The organism is Streptomyces sp. NBC_00045, from assembly GCF_045041095.1.
Lineage (GTDB): Bacteria > Actinomycetota > Actinomycetes > Streptomycetales > Streptomycetaceae > Streptomyces.
In genome coordinates, this window is the sequence record NZ_CP108271.1 from 6,235,678 (window position 1) to 6,248,053 (window position 12,376).

The 12,376-nt window shown below is 70.7% G+C and carries 9 protein-coding genes; 4 read left to right on the forward strand and 5 right to left on the reverse strand.

From position 1 onward, the window contains the following. Positions 1-23 precede the first annotated feature (23 nt). The 3 genes from OHA65_RS29075 (at position 24) to OHA65_RS29085 (ending at position 5,081) form a co-directional block, all read left to right on the forward strand. Positions 24-1,283, forward strand: a complete 1,260-nt coding sequence (locus OHA65_RS29075) for an ABC transporter permease subunit (protein ID WP_327285826.1) — start codon at positions 24-26, stop codon at positions 1,281-1,283. Between the two features lie 253 nt (positions 1,284-1,536). Next, positions 1,537-3,453: a 1-deoxy-D-xylulose-5-phosphate synthase gene (dxs, locus tag OHA65_RS29080; protein ID WP_327279148.1), complete on the forward strand. Its 1,917-nt coding sequence runs from the start codon at positions 1,537-1,539 to the stop codon at positions 3,451-3,453. Positions 3,454-3,584: 131 nt separating this feature from the next. Beyond that, on the forward strand, positions 3,585-5,081 hold the full coding sequence (locus OHA65_RS29085; protein WP_327279149.1) for an amino acid permease: 1,497 nt from the start codon (positions 3,585-3,587) through the stop codon (positions 5,079-5,081). Positions 5,082-5,184: 103 nt separating this feature from the next. Here OHA65_RS29085 and OHA65_RS29090 read toward each other — a convergent pair whose 3' ends face one another. Next, complete coding sequence (locus tag OHA65_RS29090) at positions 5,185-6,252, reverse strand: LCP family protein (protein ID WP_371645117.1); 1,068 nt, start codon at positions 6,250-6,252, stop codon at positions 5,185-5,187. Between the two features lie 125 nt (positions 6,253-6,377). Between OHA65_RS29090 and OHA65_RS29095 the strand changes: the two genes are divergently transcribed. After that, a complete protein-coding gene (locus OHA65_RS29095) occupies positions 6,378-7,523 on the forward strand; it encodes a hypothetical protein (protein WP_327279151.1) in 1,146 nt (381 codons plus the stop codon). An 82-nt stretch (positions 7,524-7,605) separates the two neighbouring features. Here the strand turns inward: OHA65_RS29095 and OHA65_RS29100 are convergent, their stop codons facing one another. From OHA65_RS29100 to OHA65_RS29115, 4 genes are read right to left on the reverse strand one after another with little or no spacing between them, the layout of a single operon-like run. Then, positions 7,606-9,207 carry a glycosyltransferase family 2 protein gene (locus tag OHA65_RS29100; protein ID WP_327279152.1) on the reverse strand — a complete coding sequence of 534 codons (1,602 nt, stop codon included), beginning with the start codon at positions 9,205-9,207 and terminating at the stop codon, positions 7,606-7,608. Positions 9,208-9,220: 13 nt separating this feature from the next. Beyond that, complete coding sequence (locus OHA65_RS29105; protein ID WP_327279153.1) at positions 9,221-10,030, reverse strand: Ig-like domain-containing protein; 810 nt, start codon at positions 10,028-10,030, stop codon at positions 9,221-9,223. After that, positions 10,027-10,851, reverse strand: coding sequence for a rhamnogalacturonan acetylesterase (locus OHA65_RS29110; RefSeq protein ID WP_327279154.1), 825 nt, complete (start codon positions 10,849-10,851; stop codon positions 10,027-10,029). The genes OHA65_RS29105 and OHA65_RS29110 overlap by 4 nt, the downstream gene beginning before the upstream one ends. 2 nt (positions 10,852-10,853) lie before the next feature. Then, entirely contained in the window at positions 10,854-12,356 is a 1,503-nt protein-coding gene (locus tag OHA65_RS29115) for a bifunctional cytidylyltransferase/SDR family oxidoreductase (RefSeq protein ID WP_328764102.1), read from the reverse strand. Positions 12,357-12,376: the final 20 nt, after the last annotated feature.

A 12,376-nucleotide genomic window follows, 5' to 3' on the forward strand; every position in this document is an offset into this window, starting at 1 on the left:
AACACCACACCTCGGCGGAAGAAGTGGCCAAGCTGGCCAACCCCTCCGCCCCGGCGGACTCCATTCCCGCGGTGGACCCGCGTCTGCTCGTGCGCGAGCAGGGCCTCTCCGGCTACGTGAGCGAGTTCGGCCGCAAGATGAAGGCCGGCGACCTGGGCTCCCTCCCGGTCGTCATCGGCCTGATCATCATCTGCGGCATCTTCCAGGGACTGAACGCGAACTTCCTGTCCCCGGAGAACCTCACCAACATCGCGATCACGATGGTCGCCACCGGCATGATGGCCGTGGGCATCATCTTCGTGCTCCTGCTCGGCGAGATCGACCTCTCGGTCGGCTCCGTCAGCGGTGTCGCGGGTGCCCTCTTCGCCGTCCTGGCCGTCACCCACGGGGTCAACGAGTGGGTGGCGATCCTGGCCGCGGTCGCCGGCGGTGCCCTGATCGGCGCAATCCACGGCTTCTTCTTCGCCAAGATCGGCGCACCTGCGTTCGCGGTCACCCTGTCGGGCCTGCTCTTCTGGTCCGGCGCCATGCTGCAGATCCTCGGCAGCAACGGCACGATCAACATCGACTCGGACGGTGTGGTGGGCCAGCTCACCACGTACTTCTTCTCGGACGTGGCGGCCGGCTACGGCCTCGCCGCGATCGCGGTGGTCGGGTACTTCCTGGCGAGCTTCTTCGACAACCGCCGCCGCGAGGCCGCGGGCGTCCCGTCCCGTCCGATGAGCGAGATCGCCCTGCGCACGGGTCTGCTGGCCGTCTTCACCTTCGGTCCCGCCGCGGTGTTCAACCAGTACAAGGGCCTGCCGCTGGCGGTCGTGCTGTTCGTGGTGGTGCTGGCCGGCACGGACTTCCTGCTGCGCCGCACCACGTTCGGCCGGAACGTCTTCGCTCTCGGCGGCAGCGTCGAGGCGTCCCGCCGCGCCGGCATCAGCGTCGTCGGGATCCGCATCGCGGTCTTCACGATCTCGGGCACCTTCGCGGCCATCGGCGGCCTCTTCTGGGCCTCCAAGATCGCGGCGGCCAACCAGAGCGCCGGCGGCGGCGACCTGCTGATGAACGTGATCGCGGCGGCCGTGATCGGCGGCACCAGCCTCTTCGGCGGCCGGGGCCGGACCTGGAACGCCCTCCTCGGCGTCATGGTCATCACCTCGATCCAGTACGGTCTGGCTCTCCAGGGAATCGCCACCCCGATCCAGTACATGATCACCGGTGCGGTGCTGCTGGCCACCGTGGTGATCGACTCGGTCACCCGCAAGACCCAGAAGACGGCCGGACGCGCCTGACACCGCGCCCGTCGCGGTAAGACCGGTCACAGTGCCCGGTGCCACCTCGCGTGGCACCGGGCACGCGTGCGTACAAATGTGCGTACACCTGTGTGGGTATACGCCCGAATGTGAGGTGTGGCCTCGGGCTGATCTGTACAGGGATGCGTACACGCATGACCGAGCCGTGACCCGCCTGCGGCAGCCCGATGACCACCGTCGCCGACGGAACATTAGACTCGACAGACCAGCAAGCAACTGCAAGGAGGCACGGGTGCTGCTGACCCGCATCAAGGGACCGCGCGATCTGGACCGGCTCAGCCAGGAGGAGCTGAACCAGCTCGCCGCCGAGATCAGGTCCTTCCTCGTCGACGCCGTCTCCAAGACCGGCGGGCACCTCGGCCCCAACCTCGGGGTGGTCGAACTGACGATCGCCCTGCACCGGGTCTTCGACTCGCCCAAGGACAAGGTCCTCTTCGACACCGGCCACCAGGCCTACGTTCACAAGCTGCTCACGGGCCGCCAGGACTTCGCCGGCCTGCGCACCAAGAACGGCCTGTCCGGCTACCCCTCTCGCGCCGAGTCCGACCACGACGTGATCGAGAACTCCCACGCCTCCACCGTGCTGGGCTGGGCCGACGGCCTCGCCAAGGCGAACGAGGTGCTCGGCCGGGAGGACCACCACGTCGCCGCCGTCATCGGCGACGGCGCGCTGACCGGAGGCATGGCCTGGGAGGCGCTGAACAACATCGCCGCCGCCAAGGACCGCCCGCTGGTCATCGTCGTCAACGACAACGAGCGCTCGTACGGCCCCACCATCGGCGGCCTCGCGAACCACCTCGCCACCCTGCGCACCACGGACGGCTACGAGCGCTTCCTGGCCCGCGGCAAGGAGCTCCTGGAGCGCACCCCGGTCGTCGGGAAGCCGCTCTTCGAGACCCTGCACGGCGCCAAGAAGGGCCTCAAGGACTTCATCGCCCCGCAGGGCATGTTCGAGGACCTCGGCCTGAAGTACATCGGGCCCATCAACGGCCACGACATCGAGGCCCTGGAGTCCGCCCTGCAGCGCGCCAAGCGCTTCAGCGGCCCGGTCATCGTGCACTGCCTCACCCAGAAGGGCCGCGGCTACACCCCGGCCCTGGAGCACGAGGCGGACCGTTTCCACGCGGTCGGCGTGATCCACCCGGACACCGGACTGCCGGTCAAGACCGCCGCCGCCAGCTGGACCTCCGTCTTCGCCGACGAGATGGTCAAGCTCGGCCACGAGCGCGAGGACATCGTCGGCATCACCGCCGCCATGCTCCACCCGGTCGGCCTCAACAAGTTCGCCGAGGCCTTCCCGAACCGGATCTACGACGTGGGCATCGCCGAGCAGCACGGCGCCACATCGGCGGCCGGCTTGGCCACCGGCGGGGTCCACCCGGTCTTCGCGGTGTACGCGACGTTCCTCAACCGCGCCTTCGACCAGGTCCTGATGGACGTGGCCCTGCACAAGTGCGGGGTCACCTTCGTCCTGGACCGCGCCGGTGTCACCGGCGACGACGGCGCCTCCCACAACGGCATGTGGGACATGTCGATCCTCCAGGTCGTGCCCGGCCTGCGGCTCGCCGCCCCGCGCGACGCCGAGCAGTTGCGCGCCCAGCTGCGCGAGGCCGTCGAGGTCAAGGACGCCCCGACCGTCGTGCGCTACTCCAAGGGCGTCGTCGGCCCGGCCGTTCCGGCCGTCGGCCGGATCGGCGGCATGGACGTCCTGCGCTCCCCGGCCCCCGAAGTCACCCGTCCGGACGTACTGCTCGTCTCGGTCGGCGCACTCGCCCCGATGTGCCTGGAGATCGCCGACCTGCTCGACAAGCAGGGCATCTCCACGACCGTCGTCGACCCCCGCTGGGTCAAGCCCGTGGACGAGGCCCTGGCCCCGCTCGCGGACCGGCACCGCGTGGTCGTCACCGTCGAGGACAACGGCCGCACCGGTGGTGTGGGCGCCGCCGTCTCGCAGGCACTGCGCGACGCGGGCGTCGACGTACCGCTGCGCGACTTCGGCATTCCGCAGCGCTTCCTCGACCACGCCCTGCGCAAGGAGATCATGGCCGAGATCGGTCTGACCGCTCCGGACATCGCCCGGCAGGTCACCGGCCTCGTCGCCAAGCTCGACGGGCGTTTCGACAGCGAGCCGGCCGCCGCGATCGACTAGCCGCCGCCGTCCGCCGGGACGTCCGTCCGTAGATCGCCGCGCGGTTGCACGTCACGGGCCGGGAGATCACCCTGGAATGGGTGGGCCTCCCGGCCCGTTCGCGTTCGTCGTCACCTGTCGGAGGTGCGTCGGTGAGCAAGGACCTGAACAGCCCGTTCCGCACCAAGACGGTGGAGCAGTCCATCCGCGACACGGAGGAGCCGGAACACGCGCTCCGCAAGTCGCTCTCCGCCTGGGACCTGACGGTCTTCGGTGTGGGCGTCATCATCGGCACCGGCATCTTCGTCCTGACGGGCATCGCCGCCCGCAACAATGCCGGCCCCGCCACCGCCCTCGCTTTCGTCGCAGCGGGCATCGTCTGCGCCCTCGCGGCGCTCTGTTACGCCGAGTTCGCGTCCACCGTGCCGGTGGCCGGCTCGGCGTACACGTTCTCGTACGCCTCGATCGGCGAGCTGCCCGCCTGGATCATCGGCTGGGACCTGGTGCTCGAATTCGCGCTGGGCACCGCCGTCGTCGCGGTCGGCTGGTCCGGGTACGTGCGCCACCTCATGAGTACGAACCTCGGCTGGGACCTGCCCGTCGGACTGGCCGGACCGGACGAGGGGGGCACCTTCGACCTGCTGGCGTTTGTGTTGGTCCTGGTGCTGACCGCGATCCTGGTCGTGGGGACGAAGCTCTCGGCCCGGATCACCGCGGTCGTCGTCGCCATCAAGGTGGCCGTGGTGCTGCTGGTCATCATCGCCGGACTGTTCTTCATCAAGGCGGACAACTACAAGCCGTTCATCCCTCCGGCCCAGCCACAGGAATCGGGGGGCGGCTGGAAGGCACCCCTGGTGCAGCTGCTCTTCGGCTACGAGCCCACCAACTTCGGTGTCATGGGCATCTTCACCGCGGCCTCCCTCGTCTTCTTCGCCTTCATCGGCTTCGACGTCGTGGCCACCGCGGCCGAGGAGACCAAGAACCCGCAGCGGGACATGCCGCGCGGCATCCTCGGCTCGCTGATCATCTGCACCGTGCTCTACGTCGCCGTGACGCTGGTGGTCACCGGCATGCAGAAGTACACCGAGATGTCGGCCACCGCCCCGCTCGCCGAAGCCTTCAAATCGGTGAACCAGCCCTTCTTCTCCGGCGCCATCAGCCTCGGGGCGGCCGTCGGACTGATCACCGTGTGCATGATCCTGCTGCTCGGGCAGACCCGCGTGTTCTTCGCGATGAGCCGTGACGGACTGCTGCCGCGCGTCTTCTCCGTCACCCACCCGAAGTACCGCACGCCGTACCGGGCGACCATGCTGCTGGGCGGGATCATCGCCGTCGTCGCGGGCTTCACCAGCCTGGAGAAGCTCGCGGAACTGGTGAACATCGGCACTCTGTTCGCCTTCGTGGTGGTCGCCCTCGGCGTGATCGTCCTGCGCAAGACGCGCCCCGACCTGCACCGGTCCTTCCGCACCCCGTGGGTGCCGGTGGTCCCGATCCTGTCGATCGCGGCCTCGCTATGGCTGATGCTCAACCTGCCGGCCGAGACCTGGGCCCGGTTCGCCATCTGGATGGTCATCGGCTTCTTCGTCTACTTCCTGTACGGCCGCAAGCACAGCCGGCTCGGGAAGTCCGGTCAGGACGCGCGGTACTAGTCGACCGGCCGACGGTCACGGCACGACGAGAGCGGGCCGTACGGGAAGTGCTCCCGTACGGCCCGCTCCCGTGTGCGCGGCGGGTGCCGCGTGCGACGTGCCGTCAGCCCTTGGCGGGGGACTTCTTGGCCTCCGCCGGAATCTTCTGGTCGGTGCGCAGGGCCTCCCACAGCTGGCCCGCCTGCGGTTCCGCGACGACGACGCGGTTCGGGTCGACCTTGTCGTAGGCGACGGGAAGCATGATCGTTTCCATGGTGTCCGGGTCCACGCCCTTCATGCTCTGGGCGAAGTCGGCCAGGGAGGTGAGGGAGGCGAGGTCGGAGTCGGTGGTGAGCGACTTCGTGCCGGCGTCGGCGAGCTTGTAGAGACGGGCCGGGTTGCCGAGCGCGTCCTGCTTCTTGATCTCCGACAGCATCGCCATCATGAACTGCTGCTGGAGGCCTATGCGCCCGAGGTCGCTGCCGTCGCCGTAGCCGTAGCGGGTACGGACGAACTTGAGCGAGTCGGTACCGTTGAGGCGGTGCGTGCCCACGTCGAGCTTGAGGCCTCCCTTGGCCCCGCTCATCGGCTTGTCCAGGGTGACGGTGACCCCGCCGAGCGCGTCCACCAGGCCCTTGAACCCGGCGAAGTCGACCTCGACGAAGTGGTCCACGCGGATCCCGGACATCTGCTCCACGGTCTTGACCACGCAGGCCGGGCCGGCCAGCGAGTACACCGAGTTGAACATGACCCGGTTCGCGGGCTTGACGGTGTTGCCGTCGGCGTCCTTGCACTCGGGCCGGCTGATCAGGGTGTCGCGCGGGATGCTCACCGCGGTGGCCTTGGACCGGCCCTCGGGGATGTGCACCAGCATGGCGGTGTCCGAGCGGGCGCCGCTCACATCGCCGTGGTCGAGGTCCGCGTTGGCCCCGGCGCGCGAGTCGGAGCCGAGGACGAGGACGTTCTGTGCTCCCGCGACGACCTTCTTCGGGCGGTTGTCGCCGAGCGCCTGATCGAGGTCGACGCTGTCGATGTTGCCGTTGAGATGGCTGTACGCCCACCAGCCCGCGCCACCGGCCGCGAGGATGAGGACGGCCACCGTCAGGAGCACGATCCGCAGGACGCGTCGCCTGCCGCCGCGCCGCGGTCCGCGCCGAGACGGGGGAGGGGTGGCCGAGGGCCGGTCGGTCATGGAGGCAGAGCCCTTCTATTATCGATGGGGTGCATCATAAGACACACTTTCGAGTGGCTGATTCTTTCCGGTGAAGAGCTCTGCCGCTTGAGCAGGACATTCTCGGCAGAAGGGTGGACAGCGGAGTGATCCGAGGCAAAGGCGGTGCCCGTACCGCCTCTTCCGCCCGCGGGGCGCAGCAGACGTCCCCCGGCGGACCGGGTTCCCGCCGCTCCTCGCCGCCGGCCGGAAACTGGCTGTTCAAGGGGAGCGACGGCCGGCTGACGGCCTACGCCTGCACCCCGCACGGCCTGCTGCGCTGGACCGAGGCCGCGGCGCCCCACACCGGCTGGACCGGCCCCGACCTCTTCGAGATACCGGGCTGGATGGGTACCGTCTCGATGGCGCAGAGCCGTGAGGGGTACGTGCACTTCGTCGCCCTGCGGGCCGCCCAGGACGGTTCCGGGCGGCCGGAAATCATCGTCTCCACCCAGTTCCAGCCGGGCCGCGGAATGATCGACTGGCACGGTCTGGGCACCCCCGGACTGCGCGGGGGTCCCGCCGACGACCGGCTCGCCGGCCCGCCGCGCATCGCCGTCAACCAGCGCTCCGGTTCCACGCACGTCCTCGTCTCGATGCGCCGCGGCGGCCTCCTGCGCCGCAGCCGCAACGCCGAGGGCGCGTGGGGCGGCTGGAAGCAGGTGGGCCCGGAGCCGTACGAGAGCGGGGTCACCCCGCTGATGCCCGCCGGCGGCCAGCTGGAGATGCTCGTCCTCGGGCCGGCCGGCGCGGACCGCTGGGCGGGCATCGGCCAGGGCCGCTTCGCGCTCGCGCACCGCATCCCCACCGCCGTCGTCCCCGGCACCCCGGCCGTCTGCGAGACGGGCCCGCGCCGGGTCACGTACTTCTGGCGCTACCCGGGCGACGGCTCGCTCGTCGCCTGGCGGGCCGGAGAGCAGGGCGTCCAGGGCGGCCTGATGGGCCTCGGCGGTGCGGGCGGCCGCGGGGCGCCCGGCGTCGTACGGGCCGACCTCGGCGGGTACGACTGCACGGTCCTCGCGCAGACCGGCGCGGAGGGCGACATCGAAGTCACCGCCTACGTCACCGAGAACGAGGGCTACGGAACCTGGTGGGCCTCCCTCGGCGGCCAGGGCGCGTACGCCCCCCAGGTGGCGGTCGACGGCTCGGGCCGGATCGCCGTCGCCGCCTTCGACGCCGACGGCTCCCTGATCTGCACCCGCCAGGACACCACGCAGCAGGGGCTGGTGTTCGGCCCCTGGGAAGCGGCCTGAGCCGGGCTCAGGCCGCGCGTCAGGGTGTCAGCCATCAGGGCGTCAGCCGTCAGGCGCCTGGCGTTTGGCTTCTGGCGTCGGGTCAGGCGTTCCGCGGCAGAGGGGTCCGCTGGAACACCTCGATGCTGAACCCGCCCGTCTCCGTGTAGTACGGCACGGCGGCCAGCTCCATGCCCCGCGCACCGGGCGCCGCCCCGATCGGAACCGGCACCCGGGCGGTCGTGTCCAGGTCCCCGGAGCGCTTCGGCCCGAGCCGCACCTCCTGCGTCACACCCTCGAACCCGACCGCGAGGTACGCGTCCCACGTGCCCGGCGGCAGCGGCCAACCGCTGGAAGTCTGCGCCAGGTTGACCCGTGCCGAGAACCGGCCCATCGCCCGCGGCTTGCCCTTCGCGTTGACCAGCGCGTCGTCCCGGCGGGCCGTCACCGCGTAGCCCTCCTGCGCACCGCTCGTCCGCTCCCGCAGCACCACCCGCGTGGTGCGGTCCTTCGTCGACAGCTGTTCGTAGAACGCGAAGCCGTCCAGCGTCAGCATCGGCCCCTCCCACCTGGCCTTCTGGAGCTGGTGGGTGACCGTCATGTCACCCGTGATGTCGAACAGTTCGTCCGGCAGCCCCACCTGCGGGTCGCGGAAGAACGGCAGCGTCGTGAACACCCGGCCGTTCTCGACCGTCTTGCGCACGGCCGGCCGATCCTTGTCCGCCTCGAACGCGGCCATCTGCTGCGCCTCCGGGAACCGGCCCTGCGCCAGTAGGGCGAGCCGTACGGCCACCATGCGCGGCAGCAGCGCCAGCGCGCCCGGGGAAGCCTGGGCGCGCAGCACCTCGGCCGCGGCCCACAGCGCCTGGTCCCGCTCCGCCGGGTCCGGGGCGGACAGCAGCGCGGCCGCGGTCGCCTTGCCGAGCTCCACCTCCAGGTGGCGCGACTGGAGCTTGTCCCGGCGCGGCCCCTCGGGCAGTTGCGCGGCGACCAGCGCCAGCATCCGGGAGGCCAGGGCGACCCGGTCGGGCAGCGTCGCGCGGACCGCCGGGGAGGGGCCCTTGACCACGCAGGTCGCGTCCCCGACCACCGAGACGTTGTCCGCCCCGATGAACGCGCCGGCGGTGAACGCCTGGTCGTCGCCGATCACCATGTCGGTGGGGAAGGCCAGCCCGCGGCGCTGGAGCAGGCTGGTGCGGAACAGCTTGTCCGGGGTCAGCGACCAGTAGACGCGGGTGGCGTACGGGTCGGTGTGGGCCTGGTTCTTGCGGAACATCGAGGTCGCCACCGTGTGCCGGCCCGAGCTCTCCAGCTTGCCCAGCACGACGTCTGCCTCGTTCGCGTCGGCCGCCGCCACCATCCGCTCCAGCGCGTCGGGCGCCAGCCGGTCCGTGGCCTCCAGGAAGATGACGTACCGTCCGAGGACCTGGCTCAGCGCCCAGTTGCGGGCCCCGGCCGGGCTCAGCCCCTGCGAGACCTGCCCGACGCGCACGAACGCCGGGTACTGGTGGGCCGCGCGGGCCAGTACGGACCCGCTCTCGTCCGTCGACCCGTCGTCGACGCCGATGACCTCCAGCCGGTCCGTGCCGATGCTCTGCACGAAGACGGAGGCCAGGCAGGCGTCGAGCGCGGCGGCCTGGTTGTGGACGCGGACCGCGACGGTCACGTCCTTGACGTCGGTGGGGCGCACGGAGGCGGTGTTCATGGTCCTGTGTTCCTCATCGGTTCCGCGCGGTCTGGTCGGGCCGGGGCCACGGCATCTCCCCGCTGAGCTCGGGCCACTGCCAGGGCCGCATGGCGGCGTCCGCGGGCCGCTGCGGGAAGGCGCCCGGGATGTGGTCCAGGGAGCCCACGAAGACGTTCACGTGGGAGGTCTGCTGCTCCCCGGCCGGGGTGGCCACCGTGTACGTGAAGCGGTCGTAGCCGGTGAAGGAGGGGGCGGGGGTGTACGTCACCCAGCCGTCGTACGACAACTGCACGTCGCCGCCGCGCGGCTGCGTCACGGAGACGGCGGTGCTCCCCGCCGGGGCGGCGGACAGCACGTTGGCCGTGCCCGGCCTGCCGGGTTCGGTCGTGATCCGCAGGCTCCGGGCCGTCGCCGGTCGCAACGGCAGGGCGTCGGCGTCGAGCTTGGCCGTCCGGACGAGCTTGCGGCCGGTCGCGTCCGGTACGGCGACCACGATCTGGGGCCGGATCCTCGGTGCGGTGGCCCTGTCGTGGACGCGCAGGTGCAGGACGCCCGTGCCGGTCTCGCCGGCCTCGGCGCGGATCCGGAACCAGCGCTGCCGCGGGAAGTACTCCAGCCCCTGGACGGCGACGACGTCGGCGGAGTCGGCCAGCGGGGCCTCCAACAGGTAGGCGCAGCCGCGCGAGGCACCCTGGTCGGGCGCCACGGACACGCCGAGCTGGACCGTCTCGCCGGGGGCCACCCCGCGGCGCGGGTCGGCCGAGCTGTACAGGGCCGCGTAGACGGCGCCCAGGGACGGTTCGTCCCCCAGGGCCCGGCCCCGGCACAGGAGGTGATTCACGTGCCGGACTCCTTGGCGCCGGGGAACTGGGACACACGGGACCTGGTGCGCTGATCGAACGTCTCTTCGTCCAGCCAGCCCATCTCGTCGTACGAGAACTGCGTGCGGTCGAGGTCCCGCCCCCAGTGGGACGGGATGACGCCCTGTTCGAGCATGCTGCGGACGGCGAACCGGGCGCACTCGATCGCGCCCTCGGCCCGCAGGTGCACGTTGTCCGCATCCAGGACGTGCTCAAGGAGGGGCTCTCCGCGCCGCAGGTAGGTGAACACGGACTTGGTCGCCTCCGGCCCGAGCTCCTCCCACCACTGAAGGCTCTGGCCGTACATGTCTACGACCGGAACGTGCTCGTCCTCGGCCAGCTGCCGGGCGGCGAGCGGGTAGTCGCCGAGGAACCGGGCCACGTTGCCGTGCCGGTCGATCCGCCGCCGTTCGTACGGCAGGTAGATCACCGGGTGGCCCTGCCGCTCCCGCACGCCGTCCACGTATGCCCGCATGTGCTCCAGGAACGTGGTGAAGGGGTCGGTGTGCAGGCCCGGGTCCGGCTTCCAGTCCGTCTGGCCGAAGCCGAACAGCAGGTAGTCGCCCGCCTCCATGGTGTCCAGGATCCACTGGAGCCGGCCGCGCTCACGGAAGCTCTTGGAGCTTGCCCGCGCCCGGGCGCAGGCGACCACTTCCACCTCGTCCGTGAGGAAGAGGGGCAGGGTCTGTGCCCACCCGGCCATGGGGAGATAGCTGTACGGGCGGCTGACTGCGTTGGAACCGCCGGCCACGAAGATCTTCGGGCGTCGGCCGTGCTGGTGCTGTCCGGGTGCGTACGTCACGCCTAGACCCCCTGGTCCTCCGTGGATGCGATCAGCACGGACGCCAGCGCCGCCTCGAAGCCGGAGCGCTGCGCCGGCGTCGTGGTCGGGTCCTGCTTGCGCACGTCGATGACGTGGCCGGTCATCTCCGACAGCAGGACGTCCAGGGAGGTCAGGGCCACCGACTCGGAGGTGAGCAGCGAGGCCGAGGGCTCCTGGCCGAACGCCTTGGTGCGCATCGGGGTGGCGGTGCGCTCCGGGTTCACGCAGTTGACGCGGATGCCGTCGTCGGCCCACTCGTCGGCGAGGGCCTGGGTCAGGTTGACCATGGCCGCCTTGGTGGAGGAGTACAGGCTGTACTCGGCGCGGCCGCGGGTGTAGCTGCTGGAGGTGAAGAGCAGCAGCTGGCCCTGGGTCTCGCTGAGGTACTTGTACGCGGTCCGGGCGATGTTGACCGGGGCGAGGTAGTTGACCTCCAGCGCCTCCCGGATCGTGTCGTTGTCGGTCTCGTCGAGGCGGCCGACGCGCAGCACGCCCGCGGTGTTGACGACGTAGTCGATGCGGCCGGTCTCGGCGTAGGCGCCCGCCAGGGCCTCCGCGACGTGGGCGGGGTTCTCGACGTGCGTGCCGGTGGTGGAGCGGCCCAGGGCGAAGACGCGGGCGCCGAACCCCTCGGCGATGCGGGAGATGTCGGCGCCGATGCCGTAGGAGCCGCCGAAGACCACCATCGTCTTGCCGGCCAGCTGCTCGCGGTACGCGGCCTCGCCGGCCTGGGCGGGCGCGGCGTGGGAGGCGAGCTGGAACAGCTTGTCGGCGATGAAGACGTCGACGGGCTGGGTGACCTTCATGTTGTAGTCGTCGCCGGTGACGATGTGGACCGGGACGTGCGGCAGGTACTTGACGACGACGGAGCAGTCGTCGGTGGCCTGGAAGAACGGGTCCCCGGCGGCCCGGTCGTACGCGGCGCGGATCGTGGAGAGCCGGAAGCCCTGCGGGGTCTGGCCGCGGCGCAGCCGGGAGCGGTCGGGCACCTCGGTGATGAACTCGCCGTCGTTGCCGTGGGTGCGGGTCACGATGACGGTGTCGGAGGACGGGATGGCGACGTCGACGGCCTGGTAGCGCTCCAGGGACTCGACGCATTCGCGCACCACGCGCTGCGACAGCAGCGGGCGGACCGCGTCGTGGAAGAGGAGGTTGCAGTCCTCGCCCTCGCCGAGCCCGGCGGCCGCGGCCTCGATGGCGATCCGGGTGGTCTCGCTGCGGGTCGAGCCGCCGGCCAGGACCTGCGTGACCTTGCCCAGCTTGGCCCGCTCGACGATGCGGCGGGCGTCCTCCACGTACGCGGGCGTCATGAGGAGGATCACCTCGTCGACGTCCGGCGCGTTCTCGAAGACGTGGAGCGTGTGCTCCAGAATCGGTTTGCCGGCGATCTTGAGCAGCTGCTTCGGTATTTCGAGTCCGATGCGCTGGCCCGTGCCCCCAGCGAGTACGACGGCGATGGTGCGGTGGGGAGGCCTGGAGGACAAGGCTCCTTCTTCCTGAGTGA